Source organism: Dyella amyloliquefaciens (assembly GCF_004296575.1).
Taxonomy (GTDB): Bacteria; Pseudomonadota; Gammaproteobacteria; order Xanthomonadales; family Rhodanobacteraceae; genus Dyella; species Dyella amyloliquefaciens.
The window spans coordinates 715,847-736,395 of record NZ_SAYT01000001.1; the positions used below are offsets into that span (position 1 = coordinate 715,847).

The 20,549-nt window shown below is 57.1% G+C and carries 17 protein-coding genes and 1 pseudogene; 8 read left to right on the top strand and 10 right to left on the bottom strand.

Features of this window, described 5'->3' with window-relative positions; translation table 11 throughout:
- Positions 1–24 precede the first annotated feature (24 nt).
- Both EPB08_RS02910 and EPB08_RS02915 read left to right on the top strand, forming a co-directional pair.
- A complete protein-coding gene (locus EPB08_RS02910; RefSeq protein ID WP_165418375.1) occupies positions 25–879 on the top strand; it encodes an OmpA family protein in 855 nt (284 codons plus the stop codon).
- A gap of 174 nt (positions 880–1,053) precedes the next feature.
- The gene (locus EPB08_RS02915; protein WP_130617547.1) at positions 1,054–1,692 is read left to right on the top strand and encodes a response regulator; all 639 of its coding nucleotides are present in this window, start codon (positions 1,054–1,056) and stop codon (positions 1,690–1,692) included.
- Positions 1,693–1,949: 257 nt separating this feature from the next.
- Here the strand turns inward: EPB08_RS02915 and aqpZ are convergent, their stop codons facing one another.
- Positions 1,950–2,645, bottom strand: a complete 696-nt coding sequence (aqpZ, locus tag EPB08_RS02920; protein ID WP_130617548.1) for an aquaporin Z — start codon at positions 2,643–2,645, stop codon at positions 1,950–1,952.
- A gap of 812 nt (positions 2,646–3,457) precedes the next feature.
- Between aqpZ and EPB08_RS02925 the strand changes: the two genes are divergently transcribed.
- From EPB08_RS02925 to EPB08_RS02935, 3 genes are all read left to right on the top strand, one after another.
- Complete coding sequence (locus tag EPB08_RS02925) at positions 3,458–4,441, top strand: hypothetical protein (protein WP_130617549.1); 984 nt, start codon at positions 3,458–3,460, stop codon at positions 4,439–4,441.
- Between the two features lie 390 nt (positions 4,442–4,831).
- Positions 4,832–5,608, top strand: coding sequence for an iron-containing redox enzyme family protein (locus EPB08_RS02930; RefSeq protein ID WP_130617550.1), 777 nt, complete (start codon positions 4,832–4,834; stop codon positions 5,606–5,608).
- 149 nt (positions 5,609–5,757) lie between these two features.
- Positions 5,758–8,388, top strand: coding sequence for a putative bifunctional diguanylate cyclase/phosphodiesterase (locus EPB08_RS02935; RefSeq protein WP_229238188.1), 2,631 nt, complete (start codon positions 5,758–5,760; stop codon positions 8,386–8,388).
- Between the two features lie 284 nt (positions 8,389–8,672).
- On the opposite strand, the gene EPB08_RS02940 is transcribed toward EPB08_RS02935, so the two are convergent.
- The 5 genes from EPB08_RS02940 to EPB08_RS02960 all read right to left on the bottom strand — a co-directional run bounded on the left by EPB08_RS02940 (position 8,673) and on the right by EPB08_RS02960 (position 11,689).
- Positions 8,673–9,407 (bottom strand): hypothetical protein, encoded by a 735-nt coding sequence (locus EPB08_RS02940; RefSeq protein ID WP_130617551.1) that lies wholly within the window; start codon positions 9,405–9,407, stop codon positions 8,673–8,675.
- Between the two features lie 495 nt (positions 9,408–9,902).
- Positions 9,903–10,187 (bottom strand): hypothetical protein, encoded by a 285-nt coding sequence (locus tag EPB08_RS02945; protein ID WP_130617552.1) that lies wholly within the window; start codon positions 10,185–10,187, stop codon positions 9,903–9,905.
- Positions 10,188–10,203: 16 nt separating this feature from the next.
- Positions 10,204–10,407 carry a hypothetical protein gene (locus EPB08_RS02950; protein ID WP_130617553.1) on the bottom strand — a complete coding sequence of 68 codons (204 nt, stop codon included), beginning with the start codon at positions 10,405–10,407 and terminating at the stop codon, positions 10,204–10,206.
- Positions 10,408–11,087: 680 nt separating this feature from the next.
- Positions 11,088–11,348, bottom strand: coding sequence for a hypothetical protein (locus EPB08_RS02955; RefSeq protein ID WP_130617554.1), 261 nt, complete (start codon positions 11,346–11,348; stop codon positions 11,088–11,090).
- 2 nt (positions 11,349–11,350) lie between these two features.
- Positions 11,351–11,689 (bottom strand): hypothetical protein, encoded by a 339-nt coding sequence (locus EPB08_RS02960; protein WP_130617555.1) that lies wholly within the window; start codon positions 11,687–11,689, stop codon positions 11,351–11,353.
- Positions 11,690–13,501: 1,812 nt separating this feature from the next.
- On the opposite strand from EPB08_RS02960, the gene EPB08_RS02965 reads away from it, so the two are divergent.
- Both EPB08_RS02965 and EPB08_RS02975 read left to right on the top strand, forming a co-directional pair.
- Positions 13,502–14,086, top strand: coding sequence for a hypothetical protein (locus EPB08_RS02965; RefSeq protein ID WP_130617556.1), 585 nt, complete (start codon positions 13,502–13,504; stop codon positions 14,084–14,086).
- Between the two features lie 489 nt (positions 14,087–14,575).
- The gene (locus EPB08_RS02975) at positions 14,576–15,586 is read left to right on the top strand and encodes an antitoxin Xre/MbcA/ParS toxin-binding domain-containing protein (RefSeq protein ID WP_267873341.1); all 1,011 of its coding nucleotides are present in this window, start codon (positions 14,576–14,578) and stop codon (positions 15,584–15,586) included.
- A 253-nt stretch (positions 15,587–15,839) separates the two neighbouring features.
- Here the strand turns inward: EPB08_RS02975 and EPB08_RS20980 are convergent, their stop codons facing one another.
- Positions 15,840–16,010 (bottom strand): hypothetical protein, encoded by a 171-nt coding sequence (locus tag EPB08_RS20980; RefSeq protein WP_165418379.1) that lies wholly within the window; start codon positions 16,008–16,010, stop codon positions 15,840–15,842.
- A gap of 333 nt (positions 16,011–16,343) precedes the next feature.
- Between EPB08_RS20980 and EPB08_RS02980 the strand changes: the two genes are divergently transcribed.
- Positions 16,344–17,204: an alpha/beta fold hydrolase gene (locus tag EPB08_RS02980; protein WP_205746258.1), complete on the top strand. Its 861-nt coding sequence runs from the start codon at positions 16,344–16,346 to the stop codon at positions 17,202–17,204.
- A 1,047-nt stretch (positions 17,205–18,251) separates the two neighbouring features.
- Here the strand turns inward: EPB08_RS02980 and EPB08_RS02985 are convergent.
- From EPB08_RS02985 to EPB08_RS02995, 3 genes and pseudogenes are all read right to left on the bottom strand, one after another.
- A pseudogene (locus EPB08_RS02985) lies at positions 18,252–18,386 on the bottom strand (transposase); the annotation flags it as partial.
- A 282-nt stretch (positions 18,387–18,668) separates the two neighbouring features.
- Positions 18,669–19,181 (bottom strand): fimbrial protein, encoded by a 513-nt coding sequence (locus EPB08_RS02990; protein WP_130617560.1) that lies wholly within the window; start codon positions 19,179–19,181, stop codon positions 18,669–18,671.
- Between the two features lie 9 nt (positions 19,182–19,190).
- Positions 19,191–20,327, bottom strand: coding sequence for a fimbrial protein (locus EPB08_RS02995; protein WP_165418380.1), 1,137 nt, complete (start codon positions 20,325–20,327; stop codon positions 19,191–19,193).
- Between the last annotated feature and the right edge of the window lie 222 nt (positions 20,328–20,549).

A 20,549-nucleotide genomic window follows, 5' to 3' on the forward strand; every position in this document is an offset into this window, starting at 1 on the left:
ACCAACGATCAAAGGTTTAAAATCATGCGTACCAACTTCAAAATCTTCATGGCTGCCCCGCTGCTTCTCGCAGCGGCTGCCGCCCTCACGGGCTGCGGCAATGTCAGCCGCAATGTCGCCAAGGACGGCAAGTCCGCCGACATGGTGTGGCCGAAGGTGACGGACACCACCCCGATGCACAAGGGTGGCACCTTCCCGAGCCGCGACAACCTCATTCGCGTCCATGCTGGCCTGAACAAGCAGCAGATCTCGGATCTCATCGGTTTCCCGCACTTCAGCGAAGGCGTGTGGGGCGTCCGCGAGTGGAACTACGTGCTGAACTTCCGTGAGCCGGCCAACAGCGAGAACGTGGTGACCTGCGAGTTCAAGGTCCTGTTCGACGAGAACAAGATCGCGCGCAGCTTCTACTGGAATCCGTCGCCGTGTGCCCGCTTCCAGCAGCCCGAGCCGGTGGCCGCCGTCCAGGCTCCGGTGACCACGGAGCGGTTCACCTTCTCGGCTGACGCGCTGTTCGCGTTCGACCGTTCGTCGGTGTCCGACATCACCGGCAGCGGTCGTGCGCAGCTCGACCAGCTGGCCAGCAACATCGAGGCCCATGGCCGCAACGTGCAGAGCATCCGCGTGATCGGCTACACCGATCGCATCGGTGGCGACGCCTACAACAACGATCTCTCGCAGAAACGCGCGAACACGGTAAAGAGCTACCTGGTCAGCCACGGTACCGCACCCTCGCTGGTCCAGGCGGAAGGTCGTGGCAAGGCCGATCCGGTGACGGATTGCTCCGATCGTAGCCGTGACAAGCTGATCGCGTGCCTGGCGCCGAACCGCCGCGTGGTCATCCTGATCAACTCGGTCCGGACGGCAGAAGCCTCGAACTGACGCGAGTGCAAGGGCGACCGGCTGCGATGGAGCGCAGCCGGTCGCCTTTTTTTTGGCCGCTATTGGGCCATGGACGCTGCGATACACTTGCCGTGCTGTTCGGGATGAATGCTCACGGAACCTTCACTTTTTGTTGGATCCCATCGTGCGGTGGGTCAACTTCAGGGCACATCTATGCGCATCGTTATTGCCGATGATCATCCCGTCGTACTCATGGGGCTGCGCGTCGCACTCCAAAACCAGAGCAGTCGATTCGAGGTCGTCGGTGAGGCGACCAATGGCAACGAGCTACTCAAAGTGCTTTCAGCCACCTCGTGTGATCTGCTGATCACCGATTTTTCGATGAACGAAGAACTGGAGCCGACCGCCGACTCCGAAGACGGATTGGCGCTGATTACACACATTCACGAGGCCCATCCCAAGGTACCTATCATCGTCCTGAGTCGGTTGAACAATCCCGCCTTGGTGCAAGGCATGTTGACGATCGGTGTGAGGGGTGTCGTTGACAAGATGTCCATGACCAAGGAGTTGATGATTGCCATCAATTCAGTGGTATCGGGGCGCATTTATCTGAGTGATCACACGCGCAAGCAGTTGCTAGAGCTTGCCTCGGGCGGTGGTCGTCAGCTGTCGGCGAAAGAGGCGGACGTTGTTCGACTGTTCGCCCAGGGGCTTTCGGTAACCGAGATTGCCCGGCGAACGGGAAGGTCGGTGCGGACCATTAGCCAGCAGAAACGAGATGCGATGCGGAAGCTTGGTATTGCCGCTGACAAACAGCTGCATGAATACGCAAGGTCCATGGGGCTGTTCTGATCAATCGATGACTACCGATATCTATGGGTCATGGTCGACGACCATGCAAAAAAAGGGCAGGCTATCCGGCCTGCCCAACAAATCGAACATCACTGCGTCTGAAGCCCCTCATTCGTCTCGCCAGTGACGTCCTTAGTAACTGGCAACGGTGGCGCCGCGTCACCGCGGGGCGCGAGCGCAATGCTCGCAGGCTTCGATAGGAATGCTAGCTATGGTCGACGAGCAGGTGAATCGGACTAGTCCGCTCGTCATGCCAGTCATGCAGACTTGTTAGTCATGAGAAGACGGGAGATCAGGCCGCCCACTAATGCGCCGGCCAATGGTGCGACCCAGAACAACCACAGTTGGTCAATCGCCCAACCACCCTGGATCACGGCCACTGCGGTACTTCTGGCGGGATTGACCGACGTATTGGTCACGGGAATGCTGATCAGATGGATCAGCGTCAGCGCCAGGCCAATGGCGATGGGGGCAAAGCCTGCCGGAGCCGTACGAACCGTAGCGCCATGAATGACGATCAGAAATCCGGCGGTAAGGATGAACTCGGCGGCGAAACAGGCAAGGAGGCTATAGCCGCCAGGCGAGTTGACGCCATAGCCATTCGTTGCGAATCCTGCGGTGACGTCAAAGCCTGGCTTACCCGAGGCAATGGCATACAAGCTAAGCGCACCCAGCAGGCCGCCCAGCACTTGGGCAACGATGTAGGCGGGGGCGTCCTTCATCGAGAATCGACCGCCCACGACCAGGCCTATCGTCACTGCAGGGTTGAAGTGACCGCCTGAAATGGGGCCAACGGCATACGCCATGGTCAGTACCGTCAGGCCGAAAGCGAGAGAAACGCCGAGAAGACCTATGCCAAGCGACGGAAAGGCCGCGGCTATCACCGCACTCCCACAACCGCCAAGGACTAGCCAGTAAGTGCCGATCAACTCGGCAGCGATGCGTTTGAACATGGTTTGCACTAGATAACTCCGTGACGTGATGACATGGAAAGACACCAAAGCGCGCGGCTTTGGTTAAGACGAACGTGGGGGAGTGAGCATCGGCTAGTAGCCCGGACGGCTCGCCGGTTATTCGTCCTCGGACGAGGGTGGCTTTTCCGAATCCACAAGGACTACGCGAGCCTCGTGCTTATGCAGATTTGACTCTCGCTCGGCAAGTTGATTGGCGAAGTCAATGGCATCAAGGATGCTGTTCGTGGAGCCTACAAAGTGCCCCAGTCGTGTGATCGACCATCCGTGATCAGCGCGTCTCGTGATTACATAGTCGATTCGCTTGCCCACCTGATGTCCTTACCTTACGCGCGAGAGACGGTGAGATTAAGAGTGATCGACATCACGCGTGAATCAGACGACTCCTAGCTCGCGGTTCCAGTGCGCGAAATCTTCAAATGAAAAACGTACGTCCTAAGAATGGTCTACGCACGAACGTACGCGAAGGGAATTGATTAAGGGTTTGCGTGCAACGGTGCCGTCGCCGAGCTTGAGTCGCTTCTTTAAGTGTCGTCTTTATGGCCGGTCGTGTCGCTACCGACGATCCATGACAGGTCGGATTTGTCCGATATCTTTCTCGTGGCATGACTGGGCACTCTAGATCCATAGGATTGATGACAGGAAGACGTCGTATTTCGACGTGAGGTCCGCTCTGTGAAGTGGCCTGGACCGCGTGATCGAGCCTGTCGGCCACGCGCAGGCATCTATGCGATCTCTCGATGCGAAGCGCTTGGATCCGGCCTGCCATAGCGCCCGTATCGAAGAGGTTGTCGATGAACATCACCGAAATTTTCCAGGACCATTCGATGTCGGCTGATGAGCGGAAGCGGCGGCTCGTGGAAATTCTCGAAGCCATTCAGGGCCAGAATGTTTCCCTCGACTCATCCGACAGATCGACGATCGCGAGCATCGTTGACGGTCTCCTTAGAGAGGGTCTGAAGGAGGCGGCTTCAGAGGTCGTTGGTAGGCTCGTTAACCACGATGTCGATTCGCACTGCCCATCGCTCATCAATGCGGAGCGATGGGCAGACGAAGGGTTCTCGGGAATCTACGGAAAGACGCTTAGGCGCGTCCTCTCTGAACGGCTGGATAGCGCGTTGAGTTCGTCGGTGAGTTGGGTTCCGATCGAAATGCGGCTTAACCAAATTTCGGAATGCATTCACTACCTGACCGAGCTCGGAGAGTGGATGACAACGCTCCAGCGCGACGCGGTGGTGGCGGTGGCGGAGTCGTGCTTTGTGCACGACGGTGTTGCTGACGGCATGGAGATGGCAAGCAATGCTTCCCTGAGGGCGGCCAGCAGCCTTGCGCGTGTGCTGGCTTCGAATGACCCCGTGTACGCGGAAAACCCGTTTGTGATCGAGCGCCTGAAGCGCTCCTATGAAAGTGAACGATCGTATCTCAGTCGCATGCGCGAGAGGGGTATGGAACGGTCCAGGCAGTCCGCGATGGAAGTTCATGAGCTTCCAGACGAGCGAACTCAAGGTGGAGAACAGTCGAAGATGGTCGCCTTTGGTATCGAGGACATGACGTTGGCTGAGCGAGTCGCGGAGAGCCTGGGGGCCAAGCAGATGCCGGAGCCGCGTTGGATTCAGAACATCCCCGAGCTCCACGCGGCCTTTGGTCGTGGTATCGAGCTGTGTCGGGTCATCGAAGAAGGTCTGCAGGGTGTCAATCTTTCAGAGCAACAGAGAGAGTTGATTTTCTCCGATATGCAGCGCGCTCTTTCGTACGTGATGAAGCGGTCATCACACTGAGCCAGGTAGTGCTTATCTCACATGTATGTCATGTGGCTGTGGTTTGTGACCCCGAAAAAAGAAAAAGGCAGACATCGAAATGTCCGCCTTGCCCAGCACCGATGCCGGCTGCTTCCATCAGGGGGTGAAAAAGTTCGCGCGACTCGGTGCGATCCAGTCAATGGGCAGTGCCATGCTAGGCCAGGTATCAGCTGGCGAAAATCAGAGGACTCCTATGCTTTGGACGGCGCAATGATCGCGCTCGCCGTTTGATCGCGAAACCTGGGAACTCTTCGGCTCTGTGACGCCGTTTGTACTTTGGTCGGAGCGCGTCGGACATATCCGATTGTTTGCATATTGACCCCGCACCTAGGCTCTCCCGACCTGAATGTCATCAACGGGAGGCAAGGAATGGCTGACAAGTTCAAGTTGAATGGATCGTTGACCAAGCTGTCGAGTTACCCTCAATGGGCGCAAACGATGGTTGAGTCTTGCGAGCCGTCGCGCAAGCGCGTTCGCGATCATGCGGTGTGGGACATGATGTGTGACGCCACGATTGACAACCATACGATGCGCAACTTCATGCTTGGTACGTGGCCACTGATTGAGCGGTTTCCGTCCTACATGGCAAATAGCCTGATGAAGACTCGCTACGGGCGATCGCCCGGCGACGATTTGGCTCGTCGTTGGTTGGTGCGAAATATTCGTGTCGAACAGAACCACGCCGAATACTGGCTTGACTGGGCGGATGGTGCAGGTGTCGATCGACAGGACGTGCTGACGAGTACTCCGCCTCAAGGTACCCAACTCGCAGCAGACTGGTGCGAGGAAGTGTGCGAATCGGACTCTCTGGTCGCTGGCATGGCAGCGACGAACTACGCCATCGAAGGCGTGACGGGAGAGTGGTCCCAGAAGGTCTACGAGAGCGCCGCTTACGCTGCGAGTGTTTCTCCCAGTGGGCGAAAGGCCACTCTCCGTTGGCTCCAGATGCATGCGGCTTACGATGACACCCACCCATGGGAGGCGCTGGAGATCATCTGCGCGTTGATGGGAAATGCCCCCGACCCCGGCGAGATTGAGCATGTCCGCGAATGCATCGAACGAAGCTATGTGAGTCTCTATTACGGCCTTGAGCGCTGTCTTGTTCATTCACGCGAGCATGAGCCACGCGACGCCGCATGCATGTAAAGCGCGCTGGGCTGTCGTTGAATCGCATCTGGGCGAATGGCCGGCGGGACCGGTCCGGAATCACGCCCGAGTTTCGCTATCGGTACTTCGCGACATCACCGAACAGGTACCTTCGACCGCTAGCCTGCTGGTTGGCGGTCGTCATTGGCTTGATCCTGATTTTGACCTGGGGATCCATCCAGATTCAGGTCACGCTTTCAGGGTTCCTGAACGGCGAGAGTGCCTGGAGCAAAGCCCAGAAGCAGGCCGTTGTCGATTTGACGGCCTATGCGGAGACGGGTGAGCCACTCCAGCTGGAGCGCTTTCGCGCCAATTATCAGCTCCTTCTATCTGACGGAGCTGCTCGAGACGCCATTGCGGATGGAAGATACGACCCCACCCAGGTCAGGGTGGCCATGGAAAGGGGGCGCATCATGCCGGAGGCAACCTCCGGCATCCTCCTGATGTTGCGTTGCTGCACCAATGCACCGTACATGCGCGAGGCTATCAGGGCCTGGAGGGCTGCTGACTCGGTGCTTCGCGAGCTCGACCCCATTGCTCACGAGCTTCAGCAGGCCTACGCCACTGGGTCGCCGGATATTGCGTGGATATCGCATCAAGTGACGCGGATCTACGCGGTGAACGAAAGGATCGATCCACTGACTCACCGTTTTCCCGTCGCAGTTGCAGAAGGGGCTGATCGACTAGGCCGAGCACTATTCTGCTGCGTTTTGCTGGCAGCAAGCATTGCGCTCGCACTTTGGCTTCGGATGGCCACTCGCGCCTTGCAGCGCATTCGCGGCACTGAAGAGCGCTTCAGTCTCCTCTTCGATAGCGCGGCTGATGCGATCATCATGACCGATGATTCAGGGCTGATACTCGGGGCAAACCAGACCGCACAGCAATGGACGGGGCTGCCTCTTCTGGTGCTGGATGGCGTGGCCATGTCGAGACTATTTGTGCCGATCGTGCATCGGTCGGATGGCGCCATCGTCGGTCAGTTACTTGGAGCCAACGGCATCTCGCGAATCGTGGAAATGCGGGAAAGCAGCGCCCGATGGGGCGCTCAGCGCGTTGTCCAGTCCATTCTTCGAGATATCACCGAGCGAGTTACATTGGAAAAGCAACAACGGATCGCCTCAGAAGCCCTGGCGGGCATTGCCGAGGGCGTCATCTTCAGTGATGCCAAGAGATACGTGACCCGCGTCAACACAGCACACATCCACATGACGGGATTTACCGCGAAGGCTTTGGAGGGTGTCCGCTTCGACGAGATTCGTGCCTTGCCTGATGGATCGCCCATACCCGATTCTGTTTGGGCAACCCTCGATCAGCGAGGCAACTGGTCGGGCGAGGTTGTTAGTCGTCGGCACGACGGATCACGCTATCCGGAGTTGCTGAGCATAAGCATCATCCGTGATGCTGAAGGAAACGTCGAACATTACGTAGCCATCATCAATGATGTGAGTGAAGCCAAGGCGCATGAACGGGCACTTCGTCACCTGGCTACCCATGATTCATTGACCGATCTCATAAATAGGAAAGAGTTCGAACGCTGCTGTGAGCAGGCCATATCGGCCGCAAAGGGCCGGAACAGCATGTTCGCGGTCCTGTTTATAGATTTGGATGCGTTCAAGGCGGTTAATGACAGCTACACACATGCGGTTGGGGACCGTTTGCTTGTCAGTGTGGCAAGCCGGATCAGGAGTGAAGTGGGTGGTCGAGGCATCGTCGGTCGTATCGGTGGCGACGAGTTCACCGTACTGCTCCCGGATCTCTATTCCCGTGAAGCGACCAGCCGGATCGCCAATCGCCTCTTGGCAGCATTGGCCAAGCCAATCCAGATTGATGAGCATGAACTGGCGTTGGGTGCCAGCATAGGCATTGCATGCTACCCGCTGGATGGTTCCGATGTTCCAACACTCATTACGAACGCAGACGCGGCGATGTATGCGGCGAAGACAGAAGAGCGTAACGCTTACCGTTTCTTCGGGCCGCGTATGCAGGCCGATGTCCGAAGACGGGCCGCTTTCGCCGCCGAGTTGCGTAACGCCATTGCAAATGACGAGTTCTACCTGGCATATCAACCAACGGTTGATATGCGGACGGAGAACATCATCGGCGTGGAAGCCCTGGTTCGCTGGAAGCATCCCTTGCGCGGTGTTGTGTCTCCGGTTGATTTCATTCCGATGGCAGAGAGAATCGGCCTGATCCGGCGTATAGATCAGTGGGTACTTCGGACCGCCCTTAAGCAACTGCGCGCGTGGGACATCGCTGGCCTTCCATCCATTCGTCTGGCCGTGAACGTGTCGGCCAGCTGGTTCGGGCAACCAAAATTCATGGACGAAATTCGGATTCTTCTCACGGAGTTCCGAGTGGCGCCAGGCCGGTTGATGCTTGAGATCACGGAAGGGACGATACTGCGTCTTGGCGACGACATGGAACGCGCGCTTCACCAGCTCCACAATCTCGGTGTTCGATTGGCCATCGATGACTTTGGTACGGGCTATTCATCGCTTAGCTATTTGAAGCTTCAGTCCATCAGTCACCTGAAAATCGATAAGAGCTTTATCGCCGGACTGGCCACGGACAAGGCGGACTACGCCATTGTGCAGGCCGCGTTGGCGTTGTGTAAGCAGCTTGGTCTTCAGCCAGTGGCGGAGGGCATTGAGACTCGGGAGCAGCACGGCGTGCTTCTCGGCTCAGGCTGTGTTGAGGGGCAGGGCTATCTCTATTCGCGTCCTGTTGAACCTCAGGTCATTGAGGGCATGTTGCTCCCGGACATCCAGGTGAATTCTTGACCTGATAGTGATGCGCTGGCCCTTGTGAGCCTTGGCTTCCCCGGGGTTCCGCAGGTTGAGCTGTAAAGCGCCATAGGTACTCGGAAATCGCTCCGCGTGCGCGATCGGGGCTCACTCGCTGGCTGAGTGTGGCGAGGTGATGTCGCACGGATCCTTATAACTACACCCCTCCGTGCGCTGAAACGAGGAGAATTCCTCTTATCAGGCTAAATCTTGATCTACCCATCGCACCGAAACCGCGCGGTGGTGCGGTTTCGGTGCGAATCGGATCTGTGGGGTAACCGTCACCCCTTGTCGGCAAGCGTGCGCAGGCTTTGGTCGACGCGGCCGACGGCCAGCATCTGCAGAACAAGCAAAAGAAGCAACAGTGGACCGCCGATACGAGCAAGGCGCAATTGGCCCTGTTCGCGCTTGTCGGCCGAATCCTTGGTGGGCCAGCGCGTTTTGGCAACTTGCGCGTCGAACTTCTCCGAATAGTTCGAGTTCAAGTCGGTCACGAGCTGCACGATGGCTCCATTGTCGACACTGCGCTTCTCTTCAGTGCTCGAAGGTTTTTGATCAGCCTCGGCTTTTCGGATCACGGTACCCACACGGTCATCTTGCAGGGCCTGCTCAAACACGTTCGCCACGCCACTGACGTAAGCGCCCGAAAGCGCTGTGGTGTCCTGACTATCGGCCGACGTTTGGACCGCTTCCACCAGATCATCGATTGGAAGTTCATCCGGGGACACTTGGTACTTCGCTCCGAAGGCCTCAATGGCCTTCTTGATGCGGTCGTATGCGGGGTTCTTGACGTTGTTGGCTGCGCCCGCTTCATCGCCCGAGACAACGGCCTTGACGATGTCGTCAGTCGCGATTTTCGGCGCTTCCACATCGGCGAGTTTCGGGGCAGGCGCCGTGAGGTCAAACCAGCTGGATCCCATGACTAAGGCGCAGCCAAGTAGTGCGATGGTCAGGAGGATCGAGAGCAGGCGTGTCAGCCCGTAAAAATAGCGCTCAGTAGTGCTAAGCAGTCCCATCGTAGTAATCCAAAGTTGAGAGGACCCGCGATGTTATGTGGCGTCACGGTAGGAAGCACTCAGAACAATCCGATACACGAACGGATGTCGCTATCGTCACCACGGCGGTTCCCTGTCGATGCAATGACTCCATCAATGGAGACCGGAAAGATCCGATGGAGATGCGATCTGCTTGCGCGCACTCTTTCACTGCCCCGGGGAATCGTGAACGGCCTGATCCATTTGGTGGCGCCCATGCAGGGGCTAGACGCAAGGAGACCGGGGTCACTGGAAGAGGGGTAGGAGGCGGGTGAGAAATCATCCGTCTCTTTTTTTATCTCGATCTGTCACCAGCCGAACAAGGGCTTCTGCTCGACGTCGCCCGGTGCTCAGATGGTGCGTCCACCATCGCGAGATGCCCGCCTTCAATCGAGAATGTTGCTTCAACGACTGAAAGCCCCAAACGGGACTTTCAGGGTTGGCTTGCGTTGCGGTCAATGCATACGTAAGTGAGGATCAGGGTTGGCAAATTTTGTTGTGCGAGGCGTGGAAACCCTTGGTCTTGGCGTCTGCCTCACTCATGTACTCCCCCTTCTTCGTCTTGCCGAAATACTTGTCACCAGGGCAGTGATAGACCTTCGATGTTTCGTTGACCCAAACCATGCCGGCGTGGTCGCTTGTCGGACTGGTGACAGGGGACGGAGTCGGCGTGGTTCTGTTGGGTGTGGTGGACTCTTTGGCAACGGACTGACCGGCGGCGATCCCACATATCAGCGCGGCAATGGTGCATATACGCTTCATCAAAGTGGCGGTCCTTTCAGTTCGACTCAGCTACGTTGCCATCCGATGCCGGGGTAGCCTCTGTGCCGTGGGCCAGATCCTCGAGCTTCTCGACCCCCTTGAAGCCAGCAACGGCGGCAAGGCCTTTGGTAAGTATCGACGCATTGGGTTCGAGTTTCTCTGTGGCTTCCACGGCAGCGACGGCGCCGCCGACTTTGGCTAGTGTTTCCAGAATACTCATCGTTCCTCCTATGGTGGTGACTAAACACGCCAGGCGCTTGCGCTTGGCGTCGGCACGATAGGAGGGAGTGCTGAGTCGTTGGAATCGGAGAAGTCTTAAGCTGTTAACGTAAGGCGCGCCAGAAGGCGACATCAAAGGCGAGGCGAACCCAACATCCATTCCGTACAAGGACAGGGATTCGCATTTAAGGTCGTAACGCTGAGTGACATCGTGGCTAGTGATCGCCGCGATGTAGGTGAGCGCGTGAGGGTCGCGTTGACCGGTCGCAGCTTCTTCGAGGCGAGAGGTGTCAGGACGGGCAAAGGGATGGACGCCTCCTCGATACCGACAATCCAACCCGAAAAGTCCGATTATCAGAGCACGGTGGTTTCCATAAAATCTCGAACCGAAGATCCTCGGTGGGACGGATTCCGCCGCGCCCCGCGGTGACGCGCTGCAGCGACTCCAGGGAAAAATGTATCGAGTCCCCGGTCGTCGAATGGATCTTTAGCCACGGCAGTGTGAGAGGTGGCGGGTGGCCCTAACGGGCCACCCGTGACTTTCCGGGCTTGGTGAGAATGATCGTCCATATGTCGAATTCACCCCCAGTGTCGCGATGACGCTGTGCCTTAGCGAGATCAGCAAAGGACGAGAACTGCTTGCCTGTGCAAAAAGTTGCCGAATCTCTTCGTAAGGCTTGCTCAGATCATTGACTCAAGGTCAGCCACGATTCGAGTAATTCCAAGCCGTTTGGCGTGGCGCGCCAGCGCATCAAGCGTGACAAAGGTTCGCGCTTCGGAAGCGTCATACATCCGCAGCGTGCGGTCTTTCCCTCCCACCTGTACCCGCATCTGCCATCCATCCTGACAGGGCATGGCTTCGGCAACAGTCACTACGCCGACAGAAGTGAAATCGCGCACTGAGTTTGGAGTGATCAGATCACCGCCGGGCGACGTATTCACCATCAGATCCAGCCGGTGCCAAGAGCAACCACGAATGCCGATGGTGCGGCCGCGATTGGAAACAATGCGTACGTTACGGCAGTTGCTGCCCAGCGCCCGATCTTCGGGGCAAGTGCCTCCTCCATAGCGTCGCAATACAGGAGAACAGCGACGATGCCACCGATGGGCACCAATAGGATCAAAAGTGCAATAGGCCAGGCAAAGACGATCGGTGTTGTCTGAGTGAGGAGGGTGAGCATGCGTGGTTTGGGCACAGTGGGGACGGAACCCGAATCGCTGCCAAACGAGAAAAGTGGCGAAAAAACGGGGCAGTGGTCGCCCTTTATAGAGAAGGCGGCCATTTGCCTCCATCGGAAAGATCCGATGGCGAGCTGCAAAACGGGGGGCGACCCAGCATGAGTCAGTTGACTCACGGTGCACCCAATCCTTACCGCTCATTGCCATGAACACCCTGGGCTTCCGTTCGTTGGCGGCCTCCTGAACAGGGATTGCCTTCAAGCAAGGTGCGAGGCATGCGCCGAGGGTGGCTGACGGCAAGCATGAAAGCGTCCTCGAAAGGAATGGCGTTGGACGTTCATCGTTTATGAGCACCATGCACCAAGCACCAAGCACCAAGCACCAAGCACCAAGCACCAAGCACCAAGCACCAAGCACCAAGCACCAAGCACCAAGCACCAAGCACCAAGCGCCAAGCGCCAAGCACCAGTATCCGTGTGGCACGTTGGCGAGCCCGATCAAAAGGGGGCATTGGGAGGTCGACGTTCGCACCATGTGCTATAGCGCCGAGTGCCTCACAGAGAGTAATTGGTCGTTTGCTCTGTTCGACAAAAGATACTAGTCGCAAAAAAGTCGGTCTCAGCTTGACTTTTATGTCGCGAGAAATCAATTTCAGGATCTCTTCGATCTGCCAGCGAGGCTTCATAGGTCAGGAGAAAGGTCGTTGGTTAGGGCGGGTCAGCTACGCATGCAAGTTGCCAGGGAACTTCGCTCTGGTGGCTGTCGTTGAAGATCAAGATTGCCCCTGCCGTCCCTTAGATTAGCGGTGGCTTCGATTTGGATTTCGAGACAGTTTGGGCTTCCGCGCCTTCGGCGCTGGCAACCTCAGCAATGGCCGAAGTCGAGCCGACGAAGTCGCCCTGTCTGCAAACGGTGCAGGTCACCCGGGCGCGTCACGCTTCGCGCGTCGCACCTAGTCCTGTTGCCTGGTCCCGGTATAGAAGGACCCCGGCGATAGGTCGATACGTGAGGGCCTCTGGTTGCGTCCACCGCATGGGGAGTAGCCGCTCGCTCTTCCGTAACATCTTCACTTCGACGCGCTTGTCAGCGAGCACCGCTCGGCTGTCTGGTCGATTCTCCATTTGGCGAATGGCCAGCGAGCTGCCCATTCGCCTCCCCTGGCTTTCCCGTGATCCGTGCTCGACTCACGGAGCATTGGCCTGCACCGGTTGCAGCTAACGCTTCCTATCTTCGCTTCGCTCACACTGTGGTTGCACACACACGCTTCATTGCCTCTGCAATGGGCGGTTAGCCAGAACCTGAAAAGGCTCGTCGCTTCGCTCCTCCCTCCGTATCCGTCCCGGCGCTCTGGCTTTTTCGGGCTCTGAAGGCTCTTGAGCTGCCTGCGCGGGTAAGGAGACACGCAGGGAAGGGGAGGCAGGCAGCCGCGTCCTGCTCTATGGTTTTTCGAGCACCGCGCAGTTCGAAGGGGGCTGAGCTAGTTCATGACCTTGTGGCCTCGGACGCGAAGCGGAAGCAGCGACCGATCGAGTTCGCCTCAGGGGCGAACTAACGACCCACATCCAACGGGATCCACCGTAAACAAACAAAATAGGCCGATCCATGAACACTTTCGATCAGATGCCGCGACCGCATTATTGACTCGCGTCTGCAGAAAGCCGCACACGACATTATCGAACGTAGCGAGCGTTGGATTCAGCCTGCAGGGTTCTTTGGGGTTGGCCGACAGAATGCCCCGATGATCCACCGGTAAGTAGCAACAATCGGAGAAAAGTAAGCTCTGGGAGTTTCCCGAACGGATTTCCAGGCTTCGTCAAGGACGACTCTGACAATCTGATTCATGGCCGCCTCAACAAAGTGGAAGGCCCTACGATCGCTGTTGGAGTGTATCTTTCCGCCCATTGAGGAGAAAGGCGATGATGACGGTTGAACGGTTGCAGGAGCCGCAAGCGCTCCGCCTTGCCATGGGCGAACTCAATGCCAGTGAATTGCGAATTGCCCAGGCTGCAGTGCGATTCGCTCACTTCCATCTCACGCGCGCAGTCACACAGCTTCTCGCGCACAAAGTTGTCGGTTCGAGCGGTGATAGAACTACCTTGCTGAGCCGTGAAGAAGCGGGGGCCCAGCATCGTGCAAGGTTACTTGGGAACGAGACTTGGCTGACCGAGAGTCAGGTCGACGAGCTATTGTCACGAACTCGGCGGCGCCGTTCCGGAGAACAGTTGCGGATCGGGCGCAAATTGGCAGGGGTTCCGATCGGGGACGTTTACCTTTACCCGATCGTGCAATTTGACATGGCGGCGGGCGATGTTCTTTCCGTGATGGAAGAACTTCTTGCGGTGATCCCGCCCGATACAGGTGAGTGGGCCACTATTAACTGGCTCTTTGAAGGGAGGCGATCGCTGGACGGGAAGTGCCCGGCAGACTTCCTGTCGAGCGCGCCGACGCTGTCAGTCAAAGCAGCGCGTGAAGACTTTATGCCGTCGGAGGCAGATTGGTAGTCGGGGGCCGCAGATGAACCCGAGATTGGCAGCCATTGAGGCCCGGAACGAACTGCTGCGTCTTCACTGGCCAGATTCGGTAAGTGTTGCTCGGCACAATGGCATTGAAGCGGGTGGTGAGGCTCAATGGGCGCGGGAAAGGCGGCGCGCCGGCGAATTGCTTGGTGTGTGGTCCGCTCCGGCGCGTGACTTCGTGCATCCGGACTTTCAGTTTGACCAGTATGGGCGATTACGGCATCCCGAAGTTCACGCACTGCTTGCGGTATTGGCGCTCTGTGAGGATTTTAAGCAGGCGGTAGACCGGGGCGGCTGGAGGCGAGCATTTTGGCTATATGGGAAGAGCCCAATGCTGTTGGATGGGGCCGGTGTGATGCAGGCGCCCGCAGAACGTTTTGCCACTGACCCAGCAACTGTAATTGCGCTGGCTCGCGAGGTAGCTGGCCCGGGGAAGGGAGATGCGTGGTGGTGAATTCTGCACCAATCATTTCAATGGAAGGCTTGGATCCGCTGGGCTTCACGCAAGACGGAGTCCCTCGGCGTGACCGAGTACTTAATTGGTTCGGCCTATCCGCAGAGGCTCTCGCCGAGGCTGTCCAACAGACCCGAGGGTCCGGCTCCCCCTCCGAGACTACCGACCACTTCGTTGTGCAACTGGCGCACCTTGCCAATGCGGTGACCATTGGCTTGGAAAGGGATACCGCGAAAGCGGCGAAGTGGTTTCGTGCCCCTAACCCAATGCTTGGGGGATGTTCGGCCATGGATATGATCCAGAAAGGGAGGATCCATCGCCTTCAGGTATTTATTGAAAGTGCGCTTCAGGCTTCGGTTGAATATCCGGATCGGGTCAATCTAGCCGGCCCGGGGCAAGCTGAGTCAGTTGACTCACCAGGTAGGCGGTTCGACATGCGTGAGTCAGCTGACTCACCAGGCTCACCAGGCAACGGGTTCGGCCTGAGTGATTCAGTTGAATCACCTCGCACCGAGCCAGGTCGAGCCGCGGAACGCAAGATCGAGGCGATCGCAGAGCGGATCGCTGACCACGTCACCTATCGTCTTACGGTATCGCTTGGCCTACCGGCACGTCTGGTATGTCCATCGGACGAGGCGGAGCAAGCAGTCGTTGACGCGGTGGCTCGGGTGGCGACGGTGCGGGAAATTCTCGTGGAAGTCATCGACCTGCGACCGGCGCCCGCCGAGCGACTGGATGCTGTCACAGCGCGCCTTGATGGATGGGAGAGCAGGGCAGCTAAGAACGCCCTCGACCCAATGCGGACGCTGCTTATCCCGCGTGGTTTCGACGTCTTCGGCGACGACGCGCACGACGGGCCGATTTATCCGTTCCGGTTCAAATTTCAGTTTGACCGGAAGTTCCTGTGGCTATTCGTTGGCCAAGACGCATCACGAATGCGGTTCTTGTTTGACAGCGGCCAACGGCCGCTGTATCGAGCGGCCGGCGATATCACTCCCGAAGACTGGCAGCAGGAAAGCCGCCGTCTATAGCTTCTAGGGTTGGCGGCAACTGTAAGCGTTACACAGTTCTAGGGCCTGTCCAGCTGAGAAACGTCACTTTGGCTGGAAAACTTAGAGGTCATGATAAGAAAAGTTATCATGACCGCAAGTCGGGCAAGGGCATCCGTCGGACCGTCATCTTGGCCCTCGCGCGGCTTGTGCGTTGGCAACGCTTTTTGACCTGTATCACTAGCAGTGCCGCGGCGCTGGGTTGCCGCATCAGACGCACCCGAAGCATGGCCGGTTATGGCACCGGATGACGCCCCAGCCCTCCCTCTTTGGGGCAGTTGGGCGCGATGAGCGCTTCCAGCGCCGACCATGTGATGACCTTCTCCACCTGTGCCAGGAAGACCTCGCGGCGCGTGCGCTTCTTCTTCGCATCAAAAATCATCGAAGCGGATGAGCGCAGCTTCATGAGTGACTACCAGACAGGAAGCGAGGCCCCGTCCTCGCGCCTCTATCGCCAAGCGTTTTAAAGATTCGTCCGATGGCCCGGCCTGGGGCGCTGATCTATGCTCGCTGCTGTTGTGATGAGAAACCCTCAGGGATCAACACTAGGCCGTGAAATCACCGAGCCTGAAGCCATGACAAGCGATCTTTGGAACTACCCTGCACGAATCGTTCTTGACCGCTTGGGTAACACAGATAGCGGCCTGCACCTACGATGATTCGGTAATTTATAGGCCAGACCGGTGTTCGCGACCTCCGGTCGATCGCCCATGGGCAAATGCGCAGAGATTCAGCAAAGATGACCGCACTGACCGTGAACATAGCGACACGAGATGGTGCACAGCTTGCGCTGACGCGCGTTGGCCGTGAAGTCGGTGCGCCGGTCGTGCTCACGCACGGCACCTTCTCGAACCACCGAACATGTATGGCGCTTGCGGAGTATCTGGCACGACGCGGGTTCGCCTGCTGGGTCTTCGATTGGCGCGGGCACGGCTTCAGTGCGAAGGCGCCGACGTCCTATACGTTCGACACGGTCGCACGCGAAGATGTAGAGGCCGTCATCAATGCTGTTGGTGCGAAAAGCGGAATGCAGCGAATTTATTGGGTCGGACACAGCGGCGGTGGGCTCGTCGCGGCGATGTGGATGGCGCGCAATCCGGTGCGCGCGGCAAGCGAATTCGGAGGGCTCGTGCTATTGGCGAGCCAAGCGACGGCTGCGGCGCTCACCTGGCGTAATCGCATCCTAGTGCAGGTGATGACCGGCTGGATCGCCTGCGGCGGCCGCCTCCCGGGCTGGCTCCTGCGCGTCGGCCCGGAAGGCGAGGAGCGTCGGCTGATGCAGCAATGGTGCCGATGGAGCCTCTCGCGCACGTTCACCGGCGAGGACGGCTTCGACTACCAGCGTGCACTCGGCTTGGTCAAAGTGCCCGTACTCGCGCTCGCGGGTAGTGGCGACACGTTTATCGCACCAGCGCAAGGCTGCGCGACGCTGGTCAGCGGCTTCGCTGGTACAGACCATACGTATCGGCTTTGCGGCCGGGATCAAGGTTTCCGCGAGGACTACACGCACGATCGCTTGATTCTCTCGCGCAATGCGGCGCGCGAAACGTGGCCACTCGTCGAGCAATGGCTTGCCGTGCGCGGGGCGTTGCCAGCATAGCCGAGGCGGTCCCGCAGCGACCGCGGATCTCATTGAGGGGTCGAGAGCAACGGCCACCGGCCCAAAGAAGCTTCAGTCTCTGCAAAATTCACGCTTTCTCCCTTTACAAGCATCCCCATCCTGCATTGGCCAGCAGTGATTGGCACGCCATCCACAGATGCTCTGACCGGCCTGCATTGATTGGTCGCGCGGCAGCCGCGGATTTGGTTGAGGGTGGTTGGTCAGCAGCTTCGGACTCGCATCCAATTGTGCAGAGGGTCCGGAGGGAAGTTACTCGATCGGCCGCATCATATCCAAGGTGGTGCTATGGACAACTGAAACAGTGATAGTTGTGAAGCGACGCTCGTTGTCGAAGTGAGAGCGTGCTTATTGAGTGATTGCCTGAGCTCCATTAGCTCATTTCGTTATTGCCAAGCGTTTACGCGATGCCGGTTTCCACGTTCGTGACACTGTCGCCGATCTTTGTTTGAGCACTGGACAAACGCATGCAACGGCCACTTAGAAGCATGCTGCTCAATGACGTACGGTCTGGAGGCATTCATTCCAGGTGACGATGGGCATGGACAACCTGATTGCCAACCAATGGACGGGGTGTGACTTGGAGCAAAAAAGGCGCCGCCAGCAAGACTGGCGGTGTGGGAAAACCCCAGTAAGTTCCATGCTGCCACGGGAGGTGATACAGCATGGAGTTCGGCCTATCGGCCGGGCTTTGTCAACGGCTTAGAGGTCGTAGGAAACAGCGATCCTGCCGTAGCGTGGTGTCGTCTGGTACAAAGACGCCCCATAGGTATTGGATACGGTATACGGCGCCATCTTATGCGTCGCATCCAGGGCCGTCGGGCCATGCTGAGGCGCCGCCAAATGAAACGACAGAAGAGTTAGACGTTTAGCCACTGAAGTAGCCATACCTTGTACGACGCCTGGCGCCAGAAGGGCGATGGCTTCTGCACTGTGGGCCAACGGCAACTGCGCAAGGTTGTTGAGAGGTGATGACGGTGCGCGAGTCAGCAGACGTCACATCGATGGCGGGCAGCGCATTTGCTGTAAGTAATGGCTCTTCCACTGGTAGTAGGTAGCCACGTTGATGCTTCCTTGCCGGAAGATGTCTTTCATTGGAATGCCGGCGACCGTTTGCTTCAGAATCGATACGATCTGTGTCTCGGTGAATTTTGACTTCGTCAGAGGACCTCCTGGCTAAAGAGCGATGCCAGAAAGCACTACTACTACTTGCGCGTTTACGGTTTGGGCGAGCTTACGTATCCGGCCCGAATCAGCGAATACGCTAAACGTGACGCCAGAGAAAACTGTCTAGTTGAGCTTTTCGACTGGGCGGTGAAAGGTCACATGACGAACCTGTCAAACCCAGCGTTGTTATAGGTGAACTCCCTGTGCGCACGATGGCATCATCCACCACATCCATTGCCAAGTGTCACGAAAAGACGAGAACACTTCATCGTTTCTAATTTAGTTGTAAGTAAATTGGGCATTAACAAAAACGCGCCCAACCCCTGGCGTGACGGTACTTGTTGTTTGAATAAAGCTAGCCAATATCGTTATCGATGGATTGACGACAGGCGAGTCCCAATTTAAGGCTGTCGAGGGTGCGCCTGGAAGTATCTTCGTTCCGTCAGCTTTTGCTAAATACACTGCAACGCCCGAAATGTTTCCAGACACCGAGGTTACCTTAAAATTATTACCACCAGAGACTGTTCCATCGGCTACCCCACTAAACAGCACGCTAGCGACCGACACATGACTACAGTTCGTCGCTTTAAGGGTGACGACTTTCGCAGGCGTCCTCATAAGCACCCCCGTGAAGTCCGACACGCTATAAGTTCCGAGATCAACATCGTCTATCGAGACGGCACAAGAAGGGACAAAAAAATCTCCTGTAAAATGAACCGTTAGGTCTTGTGCTACGCTGGCTAAGGGCATTATTGTCAAAAGACCTAACGCGATTAAACTCTTCAGTCCCATAGAGATATCTCAAAGGTAAATTAGGGTAATGGTGGCCGCACCGTTGGCTTGACCTGCCGCCGTAGTGGAATTCGTTTGGATATAACGGGCACTCATGTTTATAGAGTAATTTTGTGGCGTAGCTGTAACGCTCACGGAACCCAGCGGATACGCGTTTTGATTGATAACGTTAGCGCCATTCGAACCCATCGCCAGTTGTATGCCTATACCGGTCGCAGTTGGGTGAACGCCGTCAGGCTGCAATAGAAGTACACCCAGGTCGGCCCCGGCGGACCAGCCAGCCACCGCCTGAATGGTGAAGTTGATGGCGTTGCTTGCGAGGCTGGAGGCGGTGCTTGTGCCCGCGAACGGATACACACGATATTGGTTATATCCGAAGAAGGCCGGACAGTTGGTGAGTTGCGCGCTGAAGTTAACCCACGCGGTTCCTGTACGAATGCCCGTCAATTCGCTTACGGCATGGGAGCCCATATCTACATACACGTCTGGTGTCGTACATGTTCCCGCCACCACCACGACAGATCCAGCCACAGCGTTAGACTGCAAATAGGGAAACCTATTTGTGCTATTAAAATAATATTTGACGGTAGGAAAGTCAGCTGACGTTAGTGTCCCCGTGCCCACAGTGTTGCTGATCTTTACAACATTTAGCACGAACGAGGTCATGGTGGCGTTGCCAGTCGGATCCATGAAACCAGTTACACCACCGCCTGCCAATGAGAAGCCAGAACCTGTCCAAGGAATTCCACCGCCAGTGTTACCGGGAGTTTCATTCGAAGCGTAAACACCAATGCCTGCAATATGCGTCAAATACACCTTGGCGCCATTGGGAGCAACCCAAGTAGATAGGCCATACGAAGGAGCGGTGTTGATTTCATAGGATAGGTAGCCCGTACCGCCGACATCGCATTTATAGGCGGGAATAGCCGCACTTCCCCAGTAAGTCGACTTATATAATATCGTTCCGATGGGAATATCACGACCCACGGTAATAGAACCCTGTATGACGGGGGAGGCAACGACAGGGCTCATCGGCTGCAGAGTGGAGCCATTTACCAAAGAGCAAGTCGATGCTTGCGCAGGGGGCGCCATCAAGCTGACCACCATCAGCAAGACAAGTGAAAGCGTGTGCACAAATTTAAGCATGCTATGTCCGGTCGAACGACCCCATAAGCTGCCAGCGGAAATGAGCGATATATGCATAATGTTCCTTTAACCCTCAAAGGCACCTGTGACTTACAGGGCTAAAAAAATTGTGATACTCGTAACGTCGGTCAACATGCCGTTCTGCCATAGAACCCACGAAAGCACTGTGTTTATGCTGTCGAAGCATGTTGATCATCAGGCGCTTTTCGCCATGCTTGCGCT

Coding starts and splice junctions, on each gene's coding strand:
- EPB08_RS02925 (WP_130617549.1), top strand. CDS start 3,458: ATGAACATCACCGAAATTTTCCAGGACCATTCGATGTCGGCTGATGAG.
- EPB08_RS02995 (WP_165418380.1), bottom strand. CDS start 20,327: ATGCTTAAATTTGTGCACACGCTTTCACTTGTCTTGCTGATGGTGGTC.
- EPB08_RS02910 (WP_165418375.1), top strand. CDS start 25: ATGCGTACCAACTTCAAAATCTTCATGGCTGCCCCGCTGCTTCTCGCA.
- aqpZ (WP_130617548.1), bottom strand. CDS start 2,645: ATGTTCAAACGCATCGCTGCCGAGTTGATCGGCACTTACTGGCTAGTC.
- EPB08_RS02975 (WP_267873341.1), top strand. CDS start 14,576: ATGGAAGGCTTGGATCCGCTGGGCTTCACGCAAGACGGAGTCCCTCGG.
- EPB08_RS02980 (WP_205746258.1), top strand. CDS start 16,344: ATGACCGCACTGACCGTGAACATAGCGACACGAGATGGTGCACAGCTT.
- EPB08_RS02950 (WP_130617553.1), bottom strand. CDS start 10,407: ATGAGTATTCTGGAAACACTAGCCAAAGTCGGCGGCGCCGTCGCTGCC.
- EPB08_RS02945 (WP_130617552.1), bottom strand. CDS start 10,187: ATGAAGCGTATATGCACCATTGCCGCGCTGATATGTGGGATCGCCGCC.
- EPB08_RS20980 (WP_165418379.1), bottom strand. CDS start 16,010: ATGAAGCTGCGCTCATCCGCTTCGATGATTTTTGATGCGAAGAAGAAG.
- EPB08_RS02915 (WP_130617547.1), top strand. CDS start 1,054: ATGCGCATCGTTATTGCCGATGATCATCCCGTCGTACTCATGGGGCTG.
- EPB08_RS02960 (WP_130617555.1), bottom strand. CDS start 11,689: ATGGCCGCCTTCTCTATAAAGGGCGACCACTGCCCCGTTTTTTCGCCA.
- EPB08_RS02940 (WP_130617551.1), bottom strand. CDS start 9,407: ATGGGACTGCTTAGCACTACTGAGCGCTATTTTTACGGGCTGACACGC.
- EPB08_RS02965 (WP_130617556.1), top strand. CDS start 13,502: ATGATGACGGTTGAACGGTTGCAGGAGCCGCAAGCGCTCCGCCTTGCC.
- EPB08_RS02990 (WP_130617560.1), bottom strand. CDS start 19,181: ATGGGACTGAAGAGTTTAATCGCGTTAGGTCTTTTGACAATAATGCCC.
- EPB08_RS02930 (WP_130617550.1), top strand. CDS start 4,832: ATGGCTGACAAGTTCAAGTTGAATGGATCGTTGACCAAGCTGTCGAGT.